The 24785-nt window shown below is 65.7% G+C and carries 23 protein-coding genes and 1 riboswitch; of the genes, 15 read left to right on the top strand and 8 right to left on the bottom strand.

From position 1 onward, the window contains the following. Position 1 precedes the first annotated feature (1 nt). Complete coding sequence (locus QTI04_RS05995; RefSeq protein ID WP_286614528.1) at positions 2-1555, top strand: malonyl-CoA synthase; 1554 nt, start codon at positions 2-4, stop codon at positions 1553-1555. 36 nt (positions 1556-1591) lie between these two features. Here QTI04_RS05995 and QTI04_RS05990 read toward each other — a convergent pair whose 3' ends face one another. From QTI04_RS05990 to QTI04_RS05970, 5 genes are all read right to left on the bottom strand, one after another. Further along, entirely contained in the window at positions 1592-2017 is a 426-nt protein-coding gene (locus QTI04_RS05990; RefSeq protein ID WP_286599091.1) for a universal stress protein, read from the bottom strand. 66 nt (positions 2018-2083) lie between these two features. Beyond that, positions 2084-2527 carry a universal stress protein gene (locus QTI04_RS05985; protein WP_286599090.1) on the bottom strand — a complete coding sequence of 148 codons (444 nt, stop codon included), beginning with the start codon at positions 2525-2527 and terminating at the stop codon, positions 2084-2086. A 106-nt stretch (positions 2528-2633) separates the two neighbouring features. After that, positions 2634-3449, bottom strand: a complete 816-nt coding sequence (locus tag QTI04_RS05980; protein WP_286599089.1) for a sulfite exporter TauE/SafE family protein — start codon at positions 3447-3449, stop codon at positions 2634-2636. A 326-nt stretch (positions 3450-3775) separates the two neighbouring features. Next, positions 3776-4099, bottom strand: coding sequence for a cell division protein ZapA (locus QTI04_RS05975; protein WP_286599088.1), 324 nt, complete (start codon positions 4097-4099; stop codon positions 3776-3778). After that, positions 4099-4323, bottom strand: coding sequence for a DUF904 domain-containing protein (locus QTI04_RS05970; protein ID WP_286566504.1), 225 nt, complete (start codon positions 4321-4323; stop codon positions 4099-4101). The genes QTI04_RS05975 and QTI04_RS05970 overlap by 1 nt, the downstream gene beginning before the upstream one ends. Before the next feature lie 38 nt (positions 4324-4361). Then, positions 4362-4602, top strand: a riboswitch (cobalamin riboswitch). A 159-nt stretch (positions 4603-4761) separates the two neighbouring features. Between QTI04_RS05970 and QTI04_RS05965 the strand changes: the two genes are divergently transcribed. Genes QTI04_RS05965 through QTI04_RS05930 form a run of 8 tightly spaced genes read left to right on the top strand, consistent with a single transcriptional unit; the run spans position 4762 to position 12452 of the window. Continuing rightward, positions 4762-6567 carry a TonB-dependent receptor gene (locus QTI04_RS05965; RefSeq protein ID WP_286614527.1) on the top strand — a complete coding sequence of 602 codons (1806 nt, stop codon included), beginning with the start codon at positions 4762-4764 and terminating at the stop codon, positions 6565-6567. Next, positions 6564-7133 carry a bifunctional adenosylcobinamide kinase/adenosylcobinamide-phosphate guanylyltransferase gene (gene cobU / locus QTI04_RS05960; RefSeq protein WP_286614526.1) on the top strand — a complete coding sequence of 190 codons (570 nt, stop codon included), beginning with the start codon at positions 6564-6566 and terminating at the stop codon, positions 7131-7133. The genes QTI04_RS05965 and cobU overlap by 4 nt, the downstream gene beginning before the upstream one ends. Next, on the top strand, positions 7130-7993 hold the full coding sequence (locus QTI04_RS05955; protein WP_286614525.1) for an ABC transporter substrate-binding protein: 864 nt from the start codon (positions 7130-7132) through the stop codon (positions 7991-7993). The genes cobU and QTI04_RS05955 overlap by 4 nt, the downstream gene beginning before the upstream one ends. Before the next feature lie 28 nt (positions 7994-8021). Beyond that, positions 8022-9026 (top strand): iron ABC transporter permease, encoded by a 1005-nt coding sequence (locus tag QTI04_RS05950; RefSeq protein WP_286599082.1) that lies wholly within the window; start codon positions 8022-8024, stop codon positions 9024-9026. Next, a complete protein-coding gene (locus QTI04_RS05945) occupies positions 9023-9814 on the top strand; it encodes an ABC transporter ATP-binding protein (RefSeq protein WP_286614524.1) in 792 nt (263 codons plus the stop codon). Before QTI04_RS05950 ends, QTI04_RS05945 begins: the two co-directional genes overlap by 4 nt. 20 nt (positions 9815-9834) lie before the next feature. Then, positions 9835-10404 carry a cob(I)yrinic acid a,c-diamide adenosyltransferase gene (gene cobO / locus QTI04_RS05940; protein WP_286614523.1) on the top strand — a complete coding sequence of 190 codons (570 nt, stop codon included), beginning with the start codon at positions 9835-9837 and terminating at the stop codon, positions 10402-10404. A gap of 54 nt (positions 10405-10458) precedes the next feature. Continuing rightward, the gene (gene cbiB, locus QTI04_RS05935) at positions 10459-11454 is read left to right on the top strand and encodes an adenosylcobinamide-phosphate synthase CbiB (protein WP_286614851.1); all 996 of its coding nucleotides are present in this window, start codon (positions 10459-10461) and stop codon (positions 11452-11454) included. Continuing rightward, positions 11451-12452, top strand: coding sequence for an aminotransferase class I/II-fold pyridoxal phosphate-dependent enzyme (locus QTI04_RS05930; protein ID WP_286614522.1), 1002 nt, complete (start codon positions 11451-11453; stop codon positions 12450-12452). Before cbiB ends, QTI04_RS05930 begins: the two co-directional genes overlap by 4 nt. A gap of 5 nt (positions 12453-12457) precedes the next feature. Here the strand turns inward: QTI04_RS05930 and QTI04_RS05925 are convergent, their stop codons facing one another. The 3 genes from QTI04_RS05925 to QTI04_RS05915 form a co-directional block, all read right to left on the bottom strand. Then, positions 12458-12694 carry a hypothetical protein gene (locus QTI04_RS05925; RefSeq protein WP_286614521.1) on the bottom strand — a complete coding sequence of 79 codons (237 nt, stop codon included), beginning with the start codon at positions 12692-12694 and terminating at the stop codon, positions 12458-12460. 11 nt (positions 12695-12705) lie between these two features. Then, positions 12706-13083, bottom strand: a complete 378-nt coding sequence (locus tag QTI04_RS05920; RefSeq protein WP_286614520.1) for a hypothetical protein — start codon at positions 13081-13083, stop codon at positions 12706-12708. A 96-nt stretch (positions 13084-13179) separates the two neighbouring features. Then, positions 13180-14094, bottom strand: a complete 915-nt coding sequence (locus QTI04_RS05915) for a LysR family transcriptional regulator (RefSeq protein ID WP_286599074.1) — start codon at positions 14092-14094, stop codon at positions 13180-13182. A 165-nt stretch (positions 14095-14259) separates the two neighbouring features. Between QTI04_RS05915 and QTI04_RS05910 the strand changes: the two genes are divergently transcribed. The 6 genes from QTI04_RS05910 to QTI04_RS05885 all read left to right on the top strand — a co-directional run bounded on the left by QTI04_RS05910 (position 14260) and on the right by QTI04_RS05885 (position 24779). Beyond that, entirely contained in the window at positions 14260-15120 is an 861-nt protein-coding gene (locus tag QTI04_RS05910) for an alpha/beta hydrolase (RefSeq protein WP_286599073.1), read from the top strand. A 251-nt stretch (positions 15121-15371) separates the two neighbouring features. Further along, complete coding sequence (locus QTI04_RS05905) at positions 15372-16616, top strand: efflux RND transporter periplasmic adaptor subunit (protein WP_286614519.1); 1245 nt, start codon at positions 15372-15374, stop codon at positions 16614-16616. Between the two features lie 24 nt (positions 16617-16640). Then, complete coding sequence (locus QTI04_RS05900) at positions 16641-19910, top strand: efflux RND transporter permease subunit (protein ID WP_286614518.1); 3270 nt, start codon at positions 16641-16643, stop codon at positions 19908-19910. 41 nt (positions 19911-19951) lie between these two features. Further along, entirely contained in the window at positions 19952-21451 is a 1500-nt protein-coding gene (locus QTI04_RS05895; protein WP_286614517.1) for an efflux transporter outer membrane subunit, read from the top strand. Positions 21452-21569: 118 nt separating this feature from the next. Further along, positions 21570-23084 (top strand): amino acid permease, encoded by a 1515-nt coding sequence (locus QTI04_RS05890; protein WP_286614516.1) that lies wholly within the window; start codon positions 21570-21572, stop codon positions 23082-23084. Positions 23085-23099: 15 nt separating this feature from the next. Then, positions 23100-24779, top strand: coding sequence for an amidohydrolase (locus QTI04_RS05885; protein ID WP_286599068.1), 1680 nt, complete (start codon positions 23100-23102; stop codon positions 24777-24779). The last annotated feature ends 6 nt before the right edge of the window (positions 24780-24785 follow it).

The following is a 24785-nucleotide window of genomic DNA, read 5'->3' as shown; positions in this document are numbered from 1 at the left end:
CATGACCGAATCGACCAACGCCAATCTCTTCGCCGCACTGCGCGCGGCTTTCCCGTCCGACCTCGACCAGATCGCGATCGAGACCGATGACGGACTCCTGTATTCGTGGCGTGACCTGGACCGCGCCAGCGCGATGATTGCCAACCTGCTCGACGCCCTGAAGCTTCAGGAGGGCGCGCGCATTGCCGTGCAGGTCGAGAAGTCGGTCGAAGCCCTGTTGCTCTACATCGCCACCCTGCGCGCAGGCTACGTCTTCTTGCCGCTCAACACGGCCTATCGCGAAGCCGAGATCGAATACTTTATCGGCAACGCCGAACCGGAGGTGGTGGTCTGCAGTAGCGCGAATGCCGCGTGGGTGGCGCCTGTTGCCACTGCGGCCGGCACGCGACATGTGTTCACGCTCGACGACAACCGTAAGGGCACCCTGCTCGAAGTCGCCGCGCAATGCAGCGACCGGCACACTGTCGCAAGGAAGACTGACGACGACCTCGCCGCCATCCTCTACACCAGCGGCACCACGGGCCGCAGCAAGGGCGCCATGCTCACGCATCGCAACCTGCGGTCGAATGCCGAAGTGCTGAAGGACTACTGGGGCTGGCGAACGGCTGAGGAGGGCGGCGACGTCCTGATCCATGCGCTTCCGATCTTTCATGTGCACGGGCTCTTCGTCGCGATCCACGGTGCGCTCATCAGCGGCAGCAAGATGATCTGGCTCAACCGCTTCGAGCCGAAGCGCGTGGTGGCCCGCTTGCCAGAGGCCACGGTTTTCATGGGCGTGCCGACCCTCTACGTCCGCATGCTTGCAGAGCGCGGCCTCACGCGCAAGGCATGCGGCAACATGCGCCTCTTCATTTCCGGCTCGGCGCCGCTCTTGATCGAGACCTTCAACGAATGGCGCGAGCGCACGGGGCACACCATCCTCGAGCGCTACGGCATGAGCGAGACGGTGATGCTCACCTCCAACCCCTACAACCCCGTCTCGGGAGAGCGCCGCGGCGGCACCGTGGGCTTTCCCCTGCCGGGTGTGCAGCTTCGCGTGCGGGACGACGAAGGCGAGGCGTGCCCGACCGACGAGATCGGCCATATCGAAGTGGACGGCTCTAACGTCTTCATGGGCTATTGGCGCATGCCGGAGAAGACGAAGGAGGAGTTCACCCCCGACGGATACTTCAAGACGGGCGATGTGGGCAAGGTCGACGGGCTCGGTTACGTGACGATCGTCGGGCGCAGCAAGGACCTGATCATCAGCGGCGGCTACAACGTCTACCCTGCTGAGATCGAGGGCTACATCAACGAGATGGCCGGCGTCGCCGAAAGCGCCCTGGTGGGCGTGCCGCACGCGGACTTCGGCGAGGTCGGGGTCGCCGTCGTGATCCCCCGGGCGGGTGCGTCGCTCGATGGCGAGGCGATCATCGCGGAGCTCAAGTCGAAGCTCGCGAACTTCAAGATTCCCAAGCGTTGCTTCGTGGTGCAAGAGCTTCCGCGCAACGCGATGGGCAAGGTGCAGAAAGCGTTGCTTCGGGAGCAGCACAAGCGCCTTTTCGAGGGCGGTTAAGGCAGGGGCCGAGGCCCCTTTGCGCGCCTTTTCTCACTATTGCACCAGTAGCACGGAGATATCGGTTTCCGCCACCACCTTGGTGGCAACCGAGCCCATCAGCGCGCGGCCGAAAATGCCGTGGCCGTGAGTGCCCATCACGATCAACTCGACCTTGGCTGCCTCGGCCGCCTTGAGGATCTCTTCCGCGGCGTGGCCGTGCCGCTGTTCGATGGTGTAGTTGGTGATGTTGTGATTCGCGAGCAGCGCCTTGACCGGATCGATCACCTTGCCGGTTTCCTCGGTGTAGTACTCCGAGATCACGCCCTTGCTGAGATGGCGCGCCACATGGCCGGGCACGCCGATGCACACGTGCACCAGCACCAGTTCATTGCCATCGACGAACATGTTCCGATGCCTGGCCAGAAATTCGATGGCCTTTTGTGTGTGAGAGCTGCCGTCAACGGCGATCAGGATCTTCATGCACTACCTCTCGTTGTTGCGCAATCCGCGGCGAAAAGCGCCGCGTGCCCTCGTTATAAACCGGGATCAGCGCAGCACCAATACCGGCAGTTCGGAGTGTGTGAGCACGTGCTGGGTTTCGCTGCCGAGCAGCAGGCGCTTGATGCCCTTGCGGCCATGCGACGCCATCACGATCATGTCGCTCTTGTGCTTCTTCGCGGCGTTGACGATCGCTTCGGCCACGAGGTCGGAACTGACCGTCACGGTCTTGATCTTCACGCCGCTGGCCTTGGCGCGCTTGGCGACGGCGTCGAGTGTTTCCTGCGCGGCTTCCGCCCATTGCTTCTCGATGCGCGCGATGTCCTCGGGCGCGAAGACGGCGGCGCCGTCGAAGTAGTTCTTGGGATAGCGGGGCACGACCGTCAGCGCGACCAGTTCGGCGCCGTTTTGCGTGGCAAGCTCGATGGCGCTCGCCACGGCCTTCTTCGAAAGCGGGGAGCCGTCGGTGGCAACCAGGATGCGCTGGAACATGGGGTTCTCCTGAGTACGGGTTGCCGAGACTTTAAGCGAGTCACGGCGCAATGTGTTTGCGTCGCGTCAAGCTTTTGCAGCCGCGCCCGATGTCCGCGCCGCTCGCTCAGCCGTGCAGGCCCTTCCAGAGCATGTAGGCGGCGAGCACGTAGAGGATGCTCGCGAAGATCCGCTTGAGCTTGCTCACCGGCAGGCTGTGTGCCGCCTTGGCACCCAGCGGCGCGATGAGAAAGCTGCAGACCGCAATCACGCAAAGGGCGGGCAGCCAGATGAAGCCGAAGGAGCCTTCAGGAAGTCCCTGAACCGTCTGGCCGCTCCACACATAGCCGACCACATTGGCGACCGCGATCGGAAAGCCCAGCGCCGCGCTGGTCGCCACCGCGTTGTGGATCGCGACATTGCACCAGGTCATGAAGGGCACGCTGATGAAGCCGCCGCCTGCACCCACCAGACCGGAGATGAAGCCGATGGCGCCGCCTGCGCCCAGTTGGCCGGCCGTGCCCGGCATCTGGCGCGTGGGCTTCGGCCTCTTGTCGAGGAACATCTGCGTCGCCGAGAAACCGACGAACAGCGCAAAGAAGATCGCGAGTGCGGTGCCCTTGAGCAGGGCGAAGACGCCGAGGCTGCCGATCAGGCTGCCGATCACGATGCCGGGTGCGAGACGCCGCACGATGTCCCACCGCACGGCACCGCGCTTGTGGTGCGCGCGCACGCTCGAGATCGAAGTGAAGATGATCGTCGCCATCGAGGTAGCGATCGCCATCTTCACCGCCAGGTCGGCCGTCACGCCGCGGTTGCCCAGGATGATCGTGAGGAAGGGCACCATCAGCATGCCGCCTCCGATGCCGAGCAGGCCTGCGAGAAAGCCGGTGCCGACGCCGAGCAGGGCGAGTTCGGCGATCAGGATGGGTTCGATCGTCATGAAAGCGGGCGAGTCCAGAAAAAAGCCACGGCCCCGTGGGAGGGGCCGTGGCCGTCATGAATAGGTGTCTGCGAGTGTGGGCCGGACTCGCATCCTGAACCGGGGTTCAGGTGGGCGAGGGCAGCAAGGCTTCGGGTTCATCTGACGCGAGATGATCACACCCGCCGAGCGATATACCAAGCCCTGCTCCGTAGAGCATTGGAACAAGGACATATAGAGCCCGACGCGCACCGCAGACACGATGGATTTTACGCCCACCGCAACCATCTGTGGCGACCGAGATCGGTAACACCGCGGAACCGGCTTTGCCGGCCGCACGTGGCAAGTTACAACAAATGTCCGTCGCCGGCGAGAGCCTGGTCGAGACGCTGTATCAATTGCGACGCACGAGGGTCATCGGGGCCAGCATCGGCATCGGCCGCTGCCGCGGGCGCCGGGGCAGGCGCGGCTTCGCGCTGCACGAGGTCGAACGCCAGGTTGAGCGATGCGAGGACCGCGATCCGATCCCGCGCCTTGACCTTGCCGGCGTCACGGATCTTGCACATCGCGGCATCGACTCTTTCGACCGCTTCGCGCAATTGGGCTTCGCCGCCATCTGGGCAGCCGAGCAGGTAACTCTGGCCCATGATCTGGACTTCGATTTGTTTCATCAGGAAGAGGATGCGTCTTGGGAGGGATCGGCCGGCAGCTGCTCGAGCAAGGCATCGAGCCGGGTGCGCGCCGCGGCGAGCCGGGACTTGAGCGCATCGCGTTCGCGCGTCAGCGCGTCCACCTGGTCCTGCAGCAACGCATTGGTGCGCTGTACTTCTTCATGGCGCACAAGCAGGCGTTCGACACGCTCGGCGATCTGTTCAATACGGCTGGATGCAGGCATGGAGGGCGATTGTAGATTCCGGCGGTGGCGGGTTTCCACCTAAAATCCCGCGCGTTGGTGCTCGCGCCGCGGTTCACGCGTCGCAGTTCAACGGGAAGCAGGAGTCGAGACCCCCCAGGGCCGAGCCAGCCTGCGCTGCCCCCGCAACGGTCAAGCAGACGGCGCCCATCGGGTGCCACCCTCGTCAACCAGCCACTGGATGCCCTGAAACAGGCATCTGGGAAGGCGACGAGGGCCGCGCTGCCAGCCCGGATACCGGCCAACGAGGCGGCTGCCGCATGTCTGAAAGCATGCGCGCGGCCATGACGTCCAAGCACCGGCGGGGAAGCCGGTGAAGGACATTGATCTTTTGTCGTTCCCATGAAAATTTGCGTCCCCTCCACCTGCGCCGCCCGGTGCGCTTCGCCGTGGCCGTTCGCGCGCGCCCATGCCGTTTCCTTGTCGGTCGCCCCGATCCTGGCGGCGCTCGTGCTCCCGGCTTTCGCGCAAGGCACGACGCCCGCGCTCCCCGAAACCGTCGTGACCGCGACCCGTACGCCGACGCGCGTCGACGAACTGGTGTCCGACACCGTCGTCATCGAGCGCGCGCAGATCGAGCAGTTGGGCAACCGCACGCTGCCGGATATCCTGGCGCGCTTGGCGGGCGTCCAGGTGTCGGCCACCGGCGGCCGCGGCAAGACGAGCAACGTTTTCATCCGCGGCGCCGAGGCACGCCATACCATCCTGTTGATCGACGGTGTGCGCTACGGATCGGCCACCGCCGGGACGCCGTCGTGGGACAACATCCCCGTCGAGATGATCGATCGCATCGAGGTGGTGAAGGGGCCCGTATCGGCGCTGTACGGCAGCGATGCCGTGGGCGGCGTGGTGCAGATATTCACCCGCAAGGGCAACGCGGGCGACCCGGTATTCAGCCCGCGCGCGTCCGCCACCATCGGCACCGACAGCTACAAGCAGATCACGGGTGGCTTCAGCGGGGCATCGGGGGCCGCGACCTACTCCCTGGACATCCAGCGCACAATCGACAAGAGTTTCTCAGCGACCAACAGCAAGGTGCAGTTCGGCAACTTCAACCCTGACCGAGACCCGTTTTCGCAAAGCGCGGTCAATGCCTCGCTGGGCTACCAGATCAATCCGGACTGGAAGGTCGATGCCGGCCTGCTGTATGCCGACGGCCTGAACCACTATGACGACGGGCCGAACCGGGATACCCGAGGCACCTTGCGAACGCACACGACCTACGTCGGCGCAAGCGGCAAGGTCATGTCGAACTGGACCACCCAGCTTCGCTATTCCCGCAGCGATGACTACAACCGGGCCATCGTGGCGAACCCGTTCGATTTGCCGGGCCTGTTCGAGACCACAGAGAATCAGTACCTCTGGCAGAACGACATCGCCACGCCGGTCGGCACGGTGATAGCTGGGCTCGAGAGCCGCGAGCAGAAGGTGAACAGTGACACGGCGTACACGGTGACCGATCGCACCATCAATTCCGCGTTCGTCGGCCTCAACGGCTATGCCGGCCCGCACACCTGGCAGCTCAATGCGCGGCACGACAGCAACTCGCAGTTCGGCGACAACAACAACTGGTTCGCTGGCTATGGTTACCGGATCACGCCGAACTGGCGAGTCAGCATCTCGCAAGGCACCAGCTTCGTCGCCCCGTCGTTCAATCTGCTTTACTTCCCGAATTTCGGCAACCCGGCGCTGCAGCCGGAAGAGGGCAAGAACACCGACGTCGGCATCACCTGGACCCAGGGCGCGCACACCGTGAAACTGGTGGGCTACGACAACAAGATCGACGGCTTCATCACCAACGAGACGCTGCCGCAGAACGTTCCGCGGGCGCGAATCCAGGGTGCGACGCTGAGCTACGACGGCCAGTTCGGCGATGTCGGTCTGCATGCGAGCTACGACTCGCTCGATCCGCACAACGAGATCACCGGCAAGCTGCTGCCACGGCGTTCGAAGGACCAGGCGACGCTTGGCCTCGACTACACGGCGGGCGACTGGAAGCTTGGCGGATCGGCGCTCTATGTGGGCAGTCGATTCGACGACGCCGCCAACCTGCGCTTCCTCAACAGCTACACCACGGTCGACCTCTATGCGGAATACCGCTTCGCGAGGGAGTGGTCGCTGCAGGGCCGCGTCGCGAACGTAGGCGACGTGGAATACGAAACGGCCTACGGCTACAACCAGCCCGGCCGCGCTTTCTACCTGACCTTGCGGTGGCAACCCAAGTGAGCATCGCCTGCCGAGAGCTGATCCTTGGCGGTCAGAAGAGCGGCAAATCGCGCCGGGGCGAACAGCTTGCCGCGGCGTGGCTCTCGCAATCACCTGCGCATCGAGCGGTGCTGATCGCGACGGCTCACGCGCACGATGACGAGATGCGCGCGCGGATCGAGCGGCACCGCAGTGACCGTGCGGCGCGCGTGCCTGCGATGGCTACGGTGGAAGAACCCGTCGCGCTCGCGCAAGCTATCCGCCAGCACGGCAGCGCGCAGACGCTGGTGCTGGTCGATTGCCTGACGCTCTGGCTCACGAACCTGCTCATGCCGGTGAATGGGCCAACGGATGCGACGCCTTCGGTCGATTCGGCAGTTTCCGACTTGCTCGACGCGATCAAGGAATCGGCCGGCCCGCTGGTGCTGGTGGGCAATGAGATCGGCCTGGGCGTGATCCCGCTCGGCCGCGAGGTGCGCGCCTTCGTCGATGCACTGGGTCGCCTCAACCAGGAGGTGGCCGGTGCTTGCGACCGTGTCACGATGCTGGTGGCGGGGCTGCCCTTGACCCTGAAAGGTCCTGAATGAATTTTCTTGCAAGGCTTGTCCTCGCCGGAGCCTCGGCCACGCTGGCCTTGGCAGCGCAGGCGGTCGTCGTGACCGACGAGCGCGGTGTCGACGTGGACCTGCCCAAACCTCCGCAGCGCATCGTCACCCTGCTGCCTTCGCTGACCGAATCCGTCTGCACGCTGGGCGCCTGCGAGCGGCTGGTCGGCGTTGATCGCTATTCCAACTGGCCCGATTCCGTCCGTGCACTGCCGCAGGTTGGCGGCGGTATCGACCCGAATGTCGAGGCCGTCGTGGCGCTCAAGCCCGACGTGGTGTTGCTCGCCAAGTCGTCGCGGGTCACCGAGCGGCTCGAAGCGCTGGGACTCAAGGTGCTGGTGCTCGAACCGAAGAGCCATGCCGATGTGCGACGCGTGCTCGACGTACTCGGCAAGGTGCTGGGCACCAACGACGCACAACGCGTGTGGGGTGCCATCGACGCCAGCGTGTCGGCGGCGGCGCAGTCTCTGCCTGCCGGCGTGAGGGACACGCGTGTGTACTTCGAGGTCAACAGCACTCCGTATGCGGCGGGCGAGGTCTCCTTCATCGGCGAGACGCTCGCGCGGCTCGGCGTGCGGAACATCGTGCCGGCCTCGCTCGGCCCCTTTCCCAAGCTCAACCCCGAGTTCGTGGTCCGCGCCAATCCCGACCTGATCATGGTCGGCGAGCGCAGCGCGCAGGGGATGGAACAGCGGCCGGGGTGGGCCGGTATCAGGGCGGTGCGCGAAGGTCGCATCTGCCGTTTCACGGCTGCTGAATCGGACGTGCTCGTGCGGCCGGGCCCGCGCATGGGCGAAGCGGCGCGGCTGATGGCGCGATGCCTTCAGGAGAAGTCGACGTGACCGGCGCCGCCGTACGAGGTCAGCGCAGGTGAAGAGCCAGCATCGACGCGCTCTGGTGTTGGGCATCGTGCTGCTGGCGCTGGGCGCCGCGTTGCTGGTACTGGGTGCTGGCATCGGCAGCACGGGCTTCGAGAGCGTGCTCGCCGCGCGGCACGATCCAGTCGCGCTGCAGATCGTCTGGGACATCCGTCTGCCGCGCACCTTGGGTGCATGGCTCGCGGGCGCGCTGCTCGGGCTGGCGGGCGCGGTGGCGCAGGGACTGTTTCGCAACCCGCTGGCCGATCCGTATCTGCTGGGCAGTTCCTCGGGTGCATCGCTTGGCATGGCGATCGCATTGATGATGTTCGGCGTGTCGCCCCTCAGCACGCAGTGGGTCGTGCGGCTCGGGCTGACGGGTGCGGCTTTCATTGGCGCGGTGCTGGCGGTGTTGCTCACACTGGCGCTGGCGCGCGGCGTGCAGCAGACGCTGCGGCTGCTGCTCGCCGGCGTGATCGTCGGCGTGGTGCTCGGTGCCGCGAAGGATCTCATCACCATCGCCTCGGCCGACATTCTTCAGGCCATCCAGGGCTTCATGCTCGGCAGCACCGGTCTGGTCGGATGGGGCGCCTGTGCCGTGATGGGCGGACTCGGTTCGATCTGCCTGTTGCTAGGCTGGGCCTTGGCGCCCGTCCTCGATGGACTGTCGCTCGGCGAAGCGACTGCCAGCAGCCTGGGCCTGCCCCTGGGCGCCATGCGCATCGCGCTGGTCGCGGTGCTGGCGCTGGCCACGGGGGCGGCCGTGGCGCAGACCGGGCTGATCGCCTTCGTCGGGCTCGCGGCGCCGCATCTGGTGCGCTCGGCCGTGAAAACCACGCACGCGCGGCTGATCGTCCTGTCGAGCGCGATGGGCGGCCTGTTGCTGATGGCAGCCGACCTGCTCGCGCGCTGGCTGATCGCGCCGCAGGAACTGCCGGTCGGCGTGTTGACCGCTGTGCTCGGCGGGGGCTATCTGCTGTGGCTCATGCATCGGCGCAGCGCGCGGGGGGGCACGTGAGCGCGCCGGCCATCACGCGGGGGCCCGCGCTCGAAGCACGAAGCGTCAGCGCTACGCTGGGCGTCACGGAGGTGCTGCACGGGATCGATCTCGCCCTCACAGCCGGCCGCTGGACCAGCATCGTCGGCCCCAACGGCGCGGGCAAGTCGACCTTGCTCAAGGTGCTGGCAGGATTGCTGTCGCATGGCGGTGAAGTCCGGCTGCTCGGGCAGCCGCTCGGTGCGCTGTCCGGGCGCGCACGTGCGCAGCGCCTGTCGTGGCTCGGCCAGGGCGGGGCGGGCGAGGGCAGCGCGGACGACCTCATGGTTTACGACGTCGCCATGCTGGGGCGGCTGCCGCACCAGCGCTGGCTGGCCGCCCCGAGCGAAGCCGATCGCGCCGCGGTCGAGCGCGCACTGCGCAGCACGCAAGCCTGGGACTGGCGCGACCGGCCTCTCGGCCAACTCTCGGGCGGCGAACGTCAGCGCGTGCTGCTCGCGCGTGCCCTGGCCGTCGAAGCCGAAGTGCTGCTGATGGACGAACCGCTCGCCAACCTCGATCCACCGCACCAGGCCGACTGGATGCAGACCACGCGTGAACTCGTCGCCGGAGGTCGCACGGTGGTCAGCGTGCTTCACGAACTCAACGCCGCGCTCGCCGCCGACGCCATGGTCGTCATGGCGCACGGCCGAGTATTGCGCCACGGTGCTTGCGACGACCCGGCCACGCACCGCGCGCTCGAAGCGGTATTCGACCAGCGCGTGCTCCTCCACCGCGTTGCGGACCACTGGATGGCTGTTCCCAGATAGCGAATTCATCGAATCCACTCATGCAAATCGAAAACCCACCCAGCGAAAAACCCTACGAGAAACCTGATGGCGAGCGTCGCGGCGTCGTGATCGTCAACACGGGCGACGGCAAGGGCAAGAGCACGGCGGCTTTTGGCCTGGCGCTGCGCGCGCACGGCCGAGGCAAGGCTGTGAAGATCTACCAGTTCATGAAGGTGCCGACGGCGCGCTTCGGCGAACACCGGATGTTCGAGCAGATCGGCATCCCCATCGAAGGGCTGGGCGACGGCTTCAGCTGGAAGAGCCAGGACCTGGAGCATTCTGCCCAGTTGGCCCGCGATGGCTGGGAAAAGGCGAAGGCGTCGATTCTGTCTGGCGAGTATTTCCTGGTCGTACTGGACGAGATCACGTATCCGCTGATCTACGGATGGCTGCCGCTCGAAGGCGTGCTGGAAACGCTGCGTGCGCGGCCGAAGGAAGTGCACGTGGTGCTCACCGGCCGCCGCTGCCCGCCCGAGATCATCGAACTGGCAGACACGGTCACCGAGATGCAGATGATCAAGCACGCCTTCAAGGCAGGCGTCCCTGCCCAACGCGGCATCGAAGACTAGACGCCGCCCACCCTCGTGACCAACGCGCTCGGCGCTGCATGGCTCCCTGCCTTTCTGGCGGAAGGCTGGGGTGCGGGCGCGCCAGCCTTGGCGTCGATCGCAGCCCTCTGGCTAGCCCTCGCCATCGACCATTGGCTGGGCGAGCCGCCCGCGCGCTGGCATCCCGTGGTCTGGATCGGTTGCTACCTGGGCTGGGCAGGCCGGCGCATCGCGCCGCCCGCAGTCGCCGATGCAACCCGTGATCTCTCCCGTTTTGCCGCTGGCAGTGTTGCCTGGTGTGCGGGCGCTGTCCTGGTGATGGTCGTGGCCTGGTGTCTGACCGCTGCTTTCGCACGAAATCTGCCGGCGTGGGCGGGGGCGCTGCTGACGGGCCTCGCGCTCAAACCACTGCTGTCATGGCGCATGCTTCGAGACGAAGTGGCCGCGGTCGAAGGCGAGCTCAGCCATTCGCTCGATACTGGCCGCATGCAACTCGCAAGGCTCGTCAGCCGCGATGTCAGCGCATTGAGCGCCAGCGAGGTTCGCGAAAGCGCAATCGAATCGCTGTCCGAGAACCTCAACGACTCACTGGTCGCTCCGGTCTTCTGGTTCGTGCTCTTCGGACTGCCCGGTGCGGCGGTTTATCGCTTCGCCAACACGGCCGACGCGATGTGGGGCTATCGCGGCGAGCGTGAGGGGCGACGGTGGGAGTGGGCCGGCAAATGGGCCGCTCGGGCCGACGATGTGCTTTCCTGGTTGCCGGCCCGTCTCACGGCGCTACTGCTTCTATGCTGCTCTCTCTTCTCCGGCGTGAGGCCGGGAATGTGTGAGGTCGGGTCGGAAGCGCAAAAGACCCCATCCCCCAACAGCGGTTGGCCGATGGCCGCAATGGCTTTGTTGCTCGGCGTGCGACTCGCGAAGCCCGGCGTCTACGTATTGAATCTGGCGGGACGCCCGCCGGTCGCATCCGACACGCTGCGCGCGGTGGCATTGGGGAATCGAGTGGTCGCACTGTCGGCGCTTTGCGCCACACTGGCTTTGGGTTCCATGGCGACATGGGGATCACGATGAACTCATCCAATATCTTCGAGTCTCTGCACGGCGGCACGGATGCCGAAGGCGTGGCGCCGCACGATTTCTCCACGAATGCCAACGCCTGCGGTCCTTGCCCCGCAACGCGGCTGGCGCTCCAGCGCGTGGATGCCGGCCGCTATCCGGACCCGACTTACACGACGCTGCGCGAGCGGCTCGCACACTTTCATCAGGTCGAGATCCGGCGAATCGTGATCGCTGCGAGCGCCAGCGAATTCATCGGCCGGATCACCGGCGCCGTCGCGCAGGGCGACAGCCGGCGCGTCTGGGTGCCGCGGCATTGCTATGGCGACTATCTCCGCGCCGCGAGCGCGTGGCGCTTCGAGCCTGAGCCCGAGGCAAGCGCAGCGGATCTGGTCTGGTGCTGCGATCCATCCAGCCCGCTCGGCCAGTCGGGTGGACTCGCGGATATCGTGACGCAATTGCACGCGGAAGCGACATGCGTGCTCGACTTGGCCTACGAGCCGCTGCGACTGCAGGGTTCATTGGCCTTGGGCCGGGACCAGCTCGATCGCATCTGGCAACTCTGGACTCCGAACAAGGCCCTCGGCCTCACGGGCATCCGCGCTGCCTATGCCATTGCGCCCCTGGGCGCCGTGGACATGGCCGCTCGTCTCGAGCGCCTGGCGCCTTCCTGGCCCTTGGGCGCGTATGGCGTCGCACTGCTCGAATCGTGGATCAATGAGGGCACTCAGAAATGGCTCGGCAAGAGCCGGCTCAAGCTCAGGACCTGGGAGGCCGAACAACGCGCGCTGTGCCAATCGCTGGGCTGGGTGTGCGAGCCCAGCGTCGCCAACTACTTCTGTGCGAAGCCGGACCTGCCGTATTCAGGGGCGCGCGTATCCGAACTGAGGGCGGAGGGCATCAAGCTGCGCGATACCGCCTCTTTCGGTATTCCGGGGTACGTTCGACTCCGAGTGGAGTCGCCGGCCAGCCAGGCGGCGCTGCAACGGGCGTGGATCGCGTCGCGATCCTGATCCGGTTACCAGCCGGATTGCTGTTGCCGACCGCCCTTGATGTTCCCGGCGATACCGCCGGCGATACCACCGATCGCGGCACCCGTCCACGCGTCGCCTCCGGCGATCGCTGCGATGCCCGCACCACCCAACGCACCCATGCCGGCGCCGCTCATCGTTCCTTGCTGCCGCGGCGTCATGTCCGTGCAGGCGGTCAAAAGCGTCATGGCGGCAACGGTCGACATCCATACGAGTCGTTTCATCATCGGCTCCGTCACTTCTTCAGGCCGGGAACGGCCATTTCAAACCAGATGATGTCGAGCACCGGCCGCTTGAGCTTGGTGGGGTTCGCCGCGTACCAGCGGTCGAGGTTTTCGCGCACGCCGTCCAGCGTCTGGCCCTGCATTCCCTTGGCGAGGCGCGGAATGAAGCTCTGTGCATCGGTGGGTGGATTGGCGCCGTGATAGGCGGTCTGGACCTGAACTATGTTGGCGACGCCGACGAGATACGCCTTCTTGACGGCCTCGCTCGATTGGGTCCACTGCTCACCGGTGACCATCTGGACCTCGGCCGCGCGGACCGGCGCAGCCGCCATCGCCAGCGCCATGCATGTCACGGCCACGGCCGTGCGCAACTGAAGTTTCATGTTCATCGAACTCTCCAAGCGAACTACATGCGCTGCATATTGCGCTTGGGCGCGGACGAATGTCAAACGTGTCGAAGAACCCTGGCCCGGCTCCAGGTGCCCTTAGACCCGCTGCAATTGCGGGTGCTTCGCGAACAGGTCTGCGGCCCAATCGACGAAGGCGCGGACTTTGGCGCTCAGATGGCGGTTGGGCGGATAGACGACGTGCACGGGCAGTGGCGGCCGCTTCCAGTCCGGCAGGATCTCGATGAGCTCGCCGCTGGCGATGTAGGGCTCCGCCATATAAGTAATGACCTGCGAAAGGCCGAAGCCACCCAGCACCGCGGTCATATGCGCGTTGCTGTCGTTGACCGACACTCGGTAAGGTCCTGCGATCTCGAAGTGCTCGTCGCCACGTTGGAACTCATGCGGGTATACACGGCGTGTGCTGCCGGAGAAGAAGCTCACCACCAGATGGCGCTTCTCGATGTCGGTCGGATGCTGCGGTGCGCCGTAGCGTTTGAGGTAGGCCGGTGAGGCCACGGTCATCCAGGGCAGGTTGCCGATGCGGCGCGCCACCAGAGACTGGTCGGCCAGTTCGCCGCCGCGGATCACGCAATCGACGTTGTCGGTGATCAGGTCGACCGTACGGTCGCTCACGCCCACGTCAACCTGGATGTCGGGATATCGGTCGCAGAAGGTCGACAGGGAAGGGAGGATGACCAGCCTCGCCATCGACGACCCCACATCGATGCGCAGCCGGCCCGTGGGGTTGGCCTGTGCATTGGTCATGCTGGCCTCGATGTCGTCGAAGTCGTTCAGCAGGCGCGCGGTGCGCTCGAAGTACGCCGCGCCGTCAGGCGTGACGGTGACCCGGCGCGTGGTGCGGTTGAGGAGCTTCACGTGCAGGCGCGACTCCAGCGCCTGGATCTGCTTGGTGACCGTGCCCTTGGGCAGGCCGAGCGAATCGGCGGCGCGCGTGAACGTACCTGCTTCGACGACGCGGACAAAAATCCGCATGGCCTGGATCTGATCCATCTATGCTGCTCCTGGGGTGGCTCGGGGGCCGGGGGGAGCGGAATTCTCACACGGCCTTTTGAGGCGATTGTTAGTCGATTGGAAACAGAGTGAGGTCCGTGATCTTGTTGAAGCATATCAACGACGTCTTATATTCAACCCATCGTTCAGCCACCGAGGTCGTCCATGTCCACCCTTCCAACCCTGCCAACTGCTGAAGCCTCCGCGGCTCCCGCGCGGGGGGCCGAAACGGACATCCGCATCGAACTGCCGGAGCGCGAACCCGTGCTGGCGCGCCTGTACGGCGAGCGAGTGCGGGGCACCACGTCACCGCTGGTCCTGCATTTTCATGGCGGCACCTTCGTGTGCGGCGACCTGGACAACGGCCGCAACGTGGCCCGGTTGCTGGCGGGTGCGGGCGCTGTGGTCGTTTCGCTGGACTATCCATTGGCGCCCAAGGCTCCGTTTCCAGAACCTATCGAAGTCGGTTTTGCTGCGCTCGAATGGGTTTACAAGCAGCGCATGAAGCTGGCGGGCAGGGGAGCGCAACTGTTCCTGGCCGGCGAAGAAGCCGGCGGCAACCTCGCGGCTGCGGTCGCACTGATGGCGCGCGACAGGGCCCATCCGCCACTGGCGGGGCAGATCCTGCTGTCGCCGATGCTCGATCCGTGCGCAGGCACGCCTTCGCTGCGACAGGCCAAAGGTGACGCCGTCCAGTGCAAGTGGGCTTCGGGCTGGCAGGAGTACCTCAGCCGGCCGATGAATGCCACGCACCCGTACGCGGTGCCCGGCGGGTCGCTCCGTCTGGCCGAGCTGGCAAGAACACTCGTGCTCGTCGGCAAGGACGACCCGATGCGCGACGAGGCGCTGAACTTCGCCAAGCGGCTGAGCGACGCCGGGATTGCGGTGACCAGCAGCGTGCTGCCCGGCGCATCGAACTGGCCCGAAGCGCTCTATCAGCCGGACGATTCAGGTTGTGCGGCCTGCGAGGCGGTCGTACAGAAGCACTTCCGCGAGTTTTTCAGCGCGGCACCGCCGCCCCACTGAACGGCGAAGCACGGCGCCCCGTGCACTGAAGGATCCCGTCGCGCGGGATCACCCCGAAGGTGAGGTGAATGCACCTCGATCTGCATGGCGACACAACCGCTGTGCGGGGGATGCCTTTGCCAGCGCGACCGCCCGTCCGCAGTGCCCCCGGCGATGCGCTCCCATCCGATTTTCGTTTTCCCCGCTGTCCTGCGCTATCCGCGCGGGAGGGCGCCTTGCATCCCGAGAGTCACCAAAAGGACCTTTCAATCATGACGAACCCCAAGCTTTCCTCGACGGCCCGCCGCGGCCTCTGGCCCGCAGTGACCGGCGTCACCGCACTGGTGGCGATCGCCTCCGCCGCGCTCGGCTTCCATGGTTTCAATGCGGAGGCCAACGACGCCGCGGCCGTTTCGGCCCCTCGCGCTACGCAGGTCTCGGTGGCCACGGTGGCCGCGACCGAAGTCAATACTTGGGACGAGTTCTCCGGTCGCCTCGAAGCCGTCGAACGGGTCGACGTCCGGTCCCGCGTGGCGGGTGCCGTGCAGGCCGTGCACTTCCGCGAGGGCACCTTGGTGAAGCAGGGTGAATTGCTGATCACCATCGACCCCGCGCCCTACGCGGCTGAAGTGGAACGCGCCGAGGCGCAGGTGGCCTCCGCCCAGGCCAGGGTGTCGTTCACCCGCAGCGAGCAGGAACGCGCACGCCGCCTCTGGGATGAGAAGGCCATTGCACAGCGCGAACTGGACGAACGCACCAACGCCGGTCGCGAAGCCGAAGCCAACCTGCGCGCGGCGCAGGCCTCGCTGCAGAGCGCACGCCTGAACCTGGGCTACACGCAAGTGCGCGCCCCGGTCGCGGGCCGCATTGGCAAGCTCGAAGTGACGGTCGGCAACCTCGTTGCGGCCGGCCCCGGCGCGCCGGTGCTGACAACGCTGGTGTCGGTGAGCCCGATCTACGCGAGCTTCGATGCCGACGAGCAGATCGTCGTCCGCGCGCTGAAGGATCTGCCCGGCGGCGCGAGCGCGCGCACGCGCATCGAAGGCATCCCCGTGCAGATGGGCACCGCCGGCATCGACGGCACGCCCTATGAAGGCCGTCTGCAGCTCATCGACAACCAGGTCGATGCCAGGAGTGGCACGGTGCGTGTGCGCGCAGCCTTCGACAACAAGGATGGCGCGCTGATCCCCGGCCAGTTCGCCCGCATCCGCATGGGCCAGGCACGCAGCGAACCGGCGCTGCTGGTCAACGAACGCGCAGTGGGCACCGACCAGAACAAGAAGTTCGTGATGGTCGTCGGCGAGGGCAACATGGCCGAGTACCGCGAGGTGACGCTGGGCGTGCCGGTCAATGGCCTGCGTGTCGTGACCAAGGGCCTGAAGGCCGGAGAGCGCGTGGTCGTCAACGGCCTGCAGCACATCCGCCCGGGCGCGCTCGTGGCGCCGCAGACCGTGACCATGGACGCCAAGGCCGAAGTGCAACCACCGGCCCAGCACGTGGCTGACGCGAAGTCCTGATCGCAGGGCTCTCGGAGAATCATCATGAATCTGTCCAAATTCTTTATCGACCGGCCGATCTTTGCCGGCGTGCTCTCGCTGCTGATGCTGATCGCGGGGCTGATCGCGTTGCGCGGGCTGCCGATCTCCGAGTACCCCGAGGTGGTGCCGCCTTCGGTCGTGGTGCGCGCCAACTACCCCGGCGCCAACCCGAAGGTGATCGCTGAAACGGTGGCGACGCCGCTGGAGGAATCGATCAACGGCGTCGAAGGCATGCTCTACATGAGCAGCCAGGCGACGACCGACGGCCTGCTCACGCTGACCGTGACCTTCAAGCTCGGCACCGATCCCGACAAGGCGCAGCAACTCGTGCAGAACCGCGTCTCGCAAGCCGAGCCCCGGCTGCCCGAGGAAGTCCGCCGCCTCGGCATCACGACCATCAAGAGCTCACCCGATCTCACGATGGTGGTGCACTTGCTCTCGCCCAATGGTCGCTACGACATGACCTACCTGCGCAACTACGCGGTGCTCAATGTCAAGGACCGGCTGGCGCGCGTGCAGGGCGTGGGTGACGTGCAGTTGTTCGGCTCGGGCGACTATTCGATGCGCGTCTGGCTCGATCCGCAGAAGGTGGCACAGCGCGGCCTCTCTGCCAGCGACGTGGTGCGCGCCATCCGCGAACAGAACGTGCAGGCCGCAGCCGGCGTGGTGGGCGCTTCGCCCGGCTTGCAGGGCGTGGACATGCAGATCTCGATCAATGCACAAGGCCGCCTGCAGACCGAGGAGGAGTTCGGCGACATCATCGTCAAGACCGGTGGCGACGGCGCCGTGACGCGGCTGCGCGACGTGGCGCGGCTGGAACTCGGCGCGTCGAGCTATGCGCTGCGCTCGCTGCTCGACAACAAGGACGCGGTGGCGGTGCCGATCTTCGCGGCGCCGGGCTCCAACGCGATCCAGATCTCGAACGATGTCCGCGCCACCATGGCCGAACTGAAGAAGAACATGCCCGATGGCGTCGACTACAGCATCGTCTACGACCCGACGCAGTTCGTGCGTGCCTCGATCGAATCCGTCGTGCACACGCTGCTCGAAGCGATCGCGCTCGTCGTGCTGGTCGTGATCCTGTTCCTGCAGACGTGGCGCGCTTCGATCATCCCGCTGCTTGCTGTGCCGATCTCGGTGATCGGCACCTTCGCGGTGATGCATCTCTTCGGCTTCTCGATCAACGCGCTGAGTCTCTTCGGACTGGTTCTCGCGATCGGTATCGTGGTGGACGACGCAATCGTGGTGGTCGAGAACGTCGAGCGCAACATCGAGGCCGGGCTGAGTCCGCGCCAGGCGACCTACCGCGCGATGCGCGAAGTGTCGGGACCCATCATCGCGATCGCGCTGGTGCTGGTGGCGGTGTTCGTGCCGCTGGCTTTCATCAGCGGCCTCACCGGGCAGTTCTACAAGCAGTTCGCATTGACTATTGCGATCTCGACCGTGATCTCGGCCGTCAACTCGCTGACTTTGTCGCCCGCGCTCGCCGCGCTGCTGCTGCGCAGCCACGACGCGCCCAAGGACGCGTTGACGCGCGGCATGGATCGCGTGTTCGGTGGCTTCTTCCGCGGCTTCAACCGCATCTTTCATCGCGGCGCCGAGGGTTACAGCACTGGCGTGAAGGGTGCCATTTCGCGCAAGGCGCTGATGATGGTGATCTACCTCGCGCTGGTGGCCGTGACCTTCGGGCTCTTCAAGGCGGTGCCCGGCGGCTTCGTCCCGGCGCAGGACAAGCAGTACCTGATCGGCTTTGCGCAGCTGCCCGACGGTGCCACGCTCGACCGTACGGAAGAAGTGACGCGTCGCATGAACGACATCGTCATGAAGCAGCCGGGCGTCGAGCACGCCATCACCTTCCCGGGCCTGTCGATCAATGGCTTCACCAACAGCTCGAACTCCGGCATCGTCTTCGTGAGCCTGAAGGACTTCGACGAACGCAAGGCGGCAAACCTGAGCGCCGGTGCGATCGCAGGTCAGCTCAACGGGCAGTTCAGCCAGATCCAGGACGCGTTCATCGCGATCTTCCCACCGCCGCCAGTGCAAGGTCTCGGCACCACGGGTGGCTTCAAGCTGCAATTGGAAGATCGCGGCTCGCTCGGCTACGCGGCGATGGACGGTGCGGTCAAGGCGTTCATGGCCAAGGCCCACCAGACACCGGAACTTGCGGGCATGTTCACGAGCTGGCAGGTCAACGTGCCGCAGCTCTATGCCGACATCGACCGCACCAAGGCACGCCAGCTCGGCGTGTCGGTGACGGACGTATTCGACACCATGCAGATCTATCTCGGCAGTCTTTACGCGAACGACTTCAACCGCTTCGGCCGGACCTACAGCGTGCGCGTGCAGGCCGATGCGCCTTACCGCGCCCGCGCCGAGGACGTCGGCCTGCTCAAGGTGCGTTCGGCGAGCGGCGAGATGGTGCCCCTGTCGGCGCTGATGAACATCCAGCCCAGCTATGGGCCGGAGCGTGCGATGCGCTACAACGGCTTCCTCTCGGCCGACATCAACGGCGGTCCGGCCCCGGGCTTCTCGTCGGGCCAGGCGCAAGACGCGATCGAACGCATCGCTGCCGAGACGCTGCCCAAGGGCATCAGCTTCGAATGGACGGAGTTGACCTATCAGGAGATCCTGGCCGGCAACTCGGCGCTGTGGGTGTTCCCGCTTGCCATCCTTCTGGTGTTCCTGGTGCTAGCTGCGCAGTACGAAAGCCTGACCTTGCCGGTCGCGATCATCCTGATCGTGCCGATGGGGCTGCTCGCTGCGATGACAGGCGTGTGGCTGTCCCACGGCGACAACAACGTCTTCACGCAGATCGGGCTGATGGTGCTGGTGGGGCTGTCGGCGAAGAACGCGATCCTGATCGTGGAGTTCGCGCGCGAGCTGGAGTTTGCCGGGCGAACGCCGATCCAGGCGGCCATCGAGGCAAGCCGGCTTCGGCTGCGTCCGATCCTGATGACCTCCATGGCCTTCGTGATGGGTGTGCTGCCGTTGGTGTTGTCCAGCGGCGCGGGCGCCGAGATGCGTAAGGCGATGGGCATCGCGGTGTTCTCCGGAATGATCGGCGTGACGGCCTTCGGTTTGTTCCTCACGCCGGTCTTCTATGTGCTGTTGCGTCGCATGACCGGCAATCGTCCGCTCAAGCTGCACGGTGAAGTGCCGCATGGGGATGCGTTCGTGTCGGCGGATCAACCCGTGGCAGCCGAGCATGTCGGTGCGGCCGGCGGCGGCTCGCTTCGGCCGTCGCCGGCGGCGCCTTTGAAGGCCATCGAGTGAGTCCCTCGGGGCTTCACTCCAGAACGTCAAGAAAGCTCATCATGAAACAGACTTCCTCATCCCAAGGTCCGCGGTGGCGTGCTGCGTTGCGGCCGCTGTTGGCAGCACTGGTGCTCGCTGGATGCGCCAGCACGCCGACGGAGCTGCCGACCTTCACCCCGCCGGCGCAGTTCAAGGAGCAGGCCGCGGTCGTTCCTGAAGGCGCATGGACCCGTGCACAGCCCGCAGAGGCGCAGCCGCGCGGCGAATGGTGGCGTGCGTTCAACGATCCGGTGCTGGACAAGCTGATCGCGAGCGCCGATGCCCGCAACACCAGCATCCAGGTCGCGGCGGCGCACCTGGCCGAGGCTCGTGCACTGGCGCGCAATGCCGATGCGGATCGCGCACCGCAGGTGAACGCGGTCGCAGGTGGCGTGCGCAGTGCCGGCCTCGACCGCAACCTGACGCCCAGGCCGTCTTCGTTGTTCACGGCAGGGCTGGAACTCTCCTACGAACTGGATCTCTTCGGCAAGCTGTCGCGCGCGAGCGATGCGGCACGGCTCGATGCCGATTCCCGCGACGGCCTTCTGCAGAGCACTCGCCTACTGGTCGAAGCCGAGGTGGCGCAAACCTATCTCGCCTTGCGGGCGCTCGATGCCGAGCGCGCGCTAGTGAGGGACACGGTCGAGGCCTATCGCGACACCCTGAAGCTCACGCAGAGCCGCCAGCGGGCAGGTGACGTGGCCGAGCTCGACGTGGCGCGCGTGGAGACCGAGGTCGCGTCCACCGAATCCGATGCGATGACGCTGGACCGGCGGCGTGCCGAACTCGAGCACGCTCTGGCGGTGCTCGCCGGCGATGTGGCGTCGGACTTCGGCGTCGACACGACCGATTGGTCGACCGCCCTGCCCACGATCCCACCGGGTGTGCCGGCGACGGTGCTCACGCGCCGGCCTGACATCTCCGCCGCGCAGAAGGCGGTGCTCGCGGCGCAGGCACGCGTCGGCGTCGCGCAGGCGGCCTGGTTTCCGGACATTGCATTGACCGCGGGCGGCGGCTATGCGACCTCGGACTTCAGCGACCTCGTGAAGTGGTCGGCGCGGTCATGGGGCATCGGCGCATTGCTCGCGTTGCCGATCTTCGATGGTGGACGCCGTGAAGCGGGTGTGCAGAACGCCTCGGCGCAGCTCGACGGTGCGCTGGCGAACTACCGGTCGCAGGTGCTCGTCGCCTTCAAGGAGGTGGAGGATCAGCTCTCTTCGCTGCGGATCCTCGAACAGCAGTCGGGCGTGCAGGCCAAGGCGGTAGCGTCGGCGACCCGTGCGACCACCTTGTCGGATTCGCGCTACCGCAACGGGTTGGTCAGCCAACTGGACCTTCTCGATGCCCGCAGACAAGAACTGCAGAACCGCCGGCAGGCGCTGCAGGTCAAGTCGGCTCAATACCAGGCGACGGTCGGCTTGATCCGTGCCATCGGCGGAAGCTGGGACGCCGGGCCGGTGGCTGAAGGTGTGGCAGGCAAGGCGCAGGTCGCAGCCACCCGTTTGCGCGATTTGGAATAAGAGGTATGCACGCAACCCGTCCGAATCTGGCTTCGGGCGGGCTGGTAGACTCCCGGCGCTTTTGCGCTGATCGTCGGGTTTGATGTCGGTGTCTCGAGCATCAAACAGAAAATTGCGTATGCAAACGACAACAGCGGCTCCCGAGACACTTGCTTCCCTTGACAAAGAATCGGCCGCGCCGACTTTGCGCCGGGCCTTGGGTGCACGTCACCTGACGATGATCGCGATCGGCGGATCGATCGGAACCGGCCTGTTCGTCGCATCGGGCGCCAGCGTGTCGCAGGCCGGGCCGGGCGGGGCGCTGATGGCGTACCTGCTGATCGGCGCGATGGTGTTCTTCCTCATGACCAGCCTGGGCGAACTCGCGGCCTACATGCCGGTGTCGGGGTCGTTCGCCACCTACGGTGCGCTCTATGTGGACGAGGGCTTCGGCTTCGCGCTGGGGTGGAACTATTGGTACAACTGGGCCGTCACGATCGCCGTCGAACTGGCCGCCGCGCAACTGGTCATGCAGTACTGGTTTCCGGGCACGTCGGGCGTGATGTGGAGTGCGCTGTTCCTCTCGGTGATGTTCCTGCTCAACGCGATTTCCGTGCGCGGCTTCGGCGAGGCGGAATTCTGGTTTGCACTGATCAAGGTGGTGGCAGTCGTGGCCTTCATCGGGATCGGCACGCTGATGATCTTCGGCATCATGAACGGCGAGCATTCTCCGGGGCTCTCGAATTTCACGGTGGGCGACGCGCCCTTCGTGGGCGGGCTGCCGGCCATGATCGGCGTCGCGATGATCGCCGGCTTCTCGTTCCAGGGCACCGAACTGATCGGTGTGGCCGCTGGAGAATCCAAGGATCCGGGCCGGACCATTCCGCGCGCCATGCGGCAAGTGTTCTGGCGCATCCTGCTGTTCTATGTGCTGGCCATTCTGGTCATCGGCATCCTGATTCCGTACACCGACCCGAACCTGATCAAGACGGACATCGGCGCGGTCAGCGTGAGTCCCTTCACGCTCGTGTTCCAACGTGCGGGCATGGCCTTTGCCGCGAGCGTGATGAATGCAGTGATTCTTTCAGCCGTGTTGTCGGCTGGCAATTCGGGCATGTATGCGTCGACGCGGATGCTCTTCAATCTTGCCGTCGACGGGCGGGCGCCGCGCTGCTTTGCCCGACTGACCCGCAACGGCGTGCCGCTCTATGCGCTGCTGGCGACCGCATTGGTTGGCGCGCTGTGCTTCCTCACGTCGATGTTCGAAAGCCAGAGCGTCTATCTGTGGCTGCTCAATCTGTCGGGAATGACGGGCTTCATCGCGTGGCTGGGTATTGCCATCAGCCACTACCGGTTCCGCAAAGGCTTCATGGCGCAGGGCCTCGACCTGGCCATGCTGCCGTACCGCTCGCCGTTCTTTCCGTACGGCCCCCTGTTCGCATTCGGTCTGTGCCTGATCGTGACGCTGGGTCAGAACTACGCGGCCTTCATGGGCGGGCGCATCGACTGGATTGCCGTGCTGGCGACCTACATCGGGATTCCGATCTTTCTGGCGATGTGGCTGGGCTACCGGATGGTGCGCAAGACCCGCATCGTGGCCTACGCCGACATGTACTTCCCGCGACCGGCGACGCCCGGTTCGCAGATCCCATAACCAAGGAGAACTCCAATGAAAAAACACCTCTTGCAACCCCTGGCGGCGCTGGCTGCCGCGGCAGCCCTCGCGGCCGGTTCGGCCCAGGCCGCACCGACGTTGGTTGACCACGTGCAGGGCTACACCTTCAGCCAGGACAAGCTGACGTCCTTCACCGGCCTGGTCTTCGACCAGGGTAAGGTGCTCGGCGTCGGCGATGCGGCTGCGCTCGCCAAGCAGTATCCCGACGCCCGCCGCATCGACGGCCAGGGCAAGACCCTGCTGCCGGGCCTGATCGACGCCCACGGCCACGTGTTTCGCATCGGCTTCCGCACGAGCGAAGTCGCGGTCACGGGCACCCAGTCCCTGCAGGAAGCGCAGGCCCGCATCAAGGCCTACGCCGAAGCCAACCCGGTGCGCCAGTGGATCATGGGTCAGGGCTGGAACCAGGTGATCTGGAAACTCGGCCGCTTCCCAACCGCGGCCGAACTCGACGTCGCCATCGCCGACCGCCCCGCGACGCTGCGCCGCGTGGACGGCCACGCGACCTGGGCCAACACCAAGGCGTTGCAACTCGCGGGCATCACGCGCGATACGCCCGATCCCGCGGGCGGCCGCATCGAACGCGACGCCAACGGCAATCCGAGCGGCGTGCTCGTCGACAAGGCACAGGCGCTGCTCGTCAAGGTCATGCCACCGTACTCCGACGATGAGCGTCGCATCGCGCTCAACTCCGCCTTGCGCCACTTCGGCTCGCTGGGCCTCACTGGCGTGGGTGATGCCGGCGTGACGGCCAACGAGGTGAAGATCTACCGCGAGTTCGCCGACCAGAAGAAGCTCACGACTCGCGTCTACGCCATGATTGGCGATGTGGCCGACGACTTCAAGGTGCTGTCCGCCAACGGCCCACTGAAGGGCTACGCGGACGATCGCTTCAACCTGCGTTCGGTCAAGCTCTATGCCGACGGCGCGCTGGGCAGCCGCGGTGCAGCGCTGCTCGAACCCTATTCGGACGATCACAGCAACAAGGGCCTGCTGTTCATGGACGATGCCACGGTCCAGGCCAAGATGAAGACCGCGCTCAAGGCTGGCTACCAGGTCAACGTGCACGCCATCGGCGATGCGGCCAACCGCCAGATCCTGAATGCCTTCGAGGCCGCCTACAAGGACGGCGGCGGCATCGAGCAGCGCAACCGCATCGAGCACGCTCAAGTAGTGGCGCTGTCGGACATCCCACGCTTCAAGTCGCTGGGCCTGATCGCCTCGATGCAGCCCACGCACGCCACGAGCGACATGAACATGGCGGAAGACCGCGTCGGCAAGGAGCGCATCAAGGGCGCCTACGCCTGGCGCACGATCCTGAAGCAAGGCACCGTGATCGCCGGCGGGTCGGACTTTCCGGTGGAGTCGGCCAACCCGTTCTTCGGCTTGCACGCCGCCGTGACGCGCACCGATCACGAAGGCAAGCCCATCGAGGGCTGGCATCCTGAAGAAGCGATGACGCTGCCCCAGGCATTCCGCGCCTTCACGCTCGATGCCGCGTACGCGCAGCACCAGGAGAAGGCCATCGGATCGCTCGAGCCGGGCAAGTGGGCCGACTTCATCGTGGTCGACCAGGATCCGTTCAAGATCGCGCCAGCCAACCTGTGGAAGACGAAGGTGCTCGAAACCTGGCTGGCGGGCGAGAAGGTCTATTCGCAAAAAGCCAGCGACTGAGGCTGA

Origin of the sequence: Variovorax sp. J22R115 (assembly GCF_030317005.1) — a bacterium.
Taxonomy (GTDB): domain Bacteria; phylum Pseudomonadota; class Gammaproteobacteria; order Burkholderiales; family Burkholderiaceae_C; genus Variovorax.
Note: the sequence above shows the minus strand (reverse complement) of the source record. Positions and strands in the feature narration are given on the sequence as shown.

Coding starts and splice junctions, on each gene's coding strand:
- QTI04_RS05975 (WP_286599088.1), bottom strand. CDS start 4,099: ATGAAACAAATCGAAGTCCAGATCATGGGCCAGAGTTACCTGCTCGGC.
- QTI04_RS05925 (WP_286614521.1), bottom strand. CDS start 12,694: ATGAAACGACTCGTATGGATGTCGACCGTTGCCGCCATGACGCTTTTG.
- QTI04_RS05885 (WP_286599068.1), top strand. CDS start 23,100: ATGAAAAAACACCTCTTGCAACCCCTGGCGGCGCTGGCTGCCGCGGCA.
- QTI04_RS05955 (WP_286614525.1), top strand. CDS start 7,130: ATGAATTTTCTTGCAAGGCTTGTCCTCGCCGGAGCCTCGGCCACGCTG.
- QTI04_RS05890 (WP_286614516.1), top strand. CDS start 21,570: ATGCAAACGACAACAGCGGCTCCCGAGACACTTGCTTCCCTTGACAAA.
- QTI04_RS05970 (WP_286566504.1), bottom strand. CDS start 4,323: ATGCCTGCATCCAGCCGTATTGAACAGATCGCCGAGCGTGTCGAACGC.
- QTI04_RS05920 (WP_286614520.1), bottom strand. CDS start 13,083: ATGAACATGAAACTTCAGTTGCGCACGGCCGTGGCCGTGACATGCATG.
- QTI04_RS05895 (WP_286614517.1), top strand. CDS start 19,952: ATGAAACAGACTTCCTCATCCCAAGGTCCGCGGTGGCGTGCTGCGTTG.
- QTI04_RS05995 (WP_286614528.1), top strand. CDS start 2: ATGACCGAATCGACCAACGCCAATCTCTTCGCCGCACTGCGCGCGGCT.
- QTI04_RS05980 (WP_286599089.1), bottom strand. CDS start 3,449: ATGACGATCGAACCCATCCTGATCGCCGAACTCGCCCTGCTCGGCGTC.
- cobO (WP_286614523.1), top strand. CDS start 9,835: ATGCAAATCGAAAACCCACCCAGCGAAAAACCCTACGAGAAACCTGAT.
- QTI04_RS05930 (WP_286614522.1), top strand. CDS start 11,451: ATGAACTCATCCAATATCTTCGAGTCTCTGCACGGCGGCACGGATGCC.
- QTI04_RS05990 (WP_286599091.1), bottom strand. CDS start 2,017: ATGAAGATCCTGATCGCCGTTGACGGCAGCTCTCACACACAAAAGGCC.
- QTI04_RS05915 (WP_286599074.1), bottom strand. CDS start 14,094: ATGGATCAGATCCAGGCCATGCGGATTTTTGTCCGCGTCGTCGAAGCA.
- QTI04_RS05910 (WP_286599073.1), top strand. CDS start 14,260: ATGTCCACCCTTCCAACCCTGCCAACTGCTGAAGCCTCCGCGGCTCCC.
- QTI04_RS05900 (WP_286614518.1), top strand. CDS start 16,641: ATGAATCTGTCCAAATTCTTTATCGACCGGCCGATCTTTGCCGGCGTG.
- QTI04_RS05905 (WP_286614519.1), top strand. CDS start 15,372: ATGACGAACCCCAAGCTTTCCTCGACGGCCCGCCGCGGCCTCTGGCCC.
- QTI04_RS05985 (WP_286599090.1), bottom strand. CDS start 2,527: ATGTTCCAGCGCATCCTGGTTGCCACCGACGGCTCCCCGCTTTCGAAG.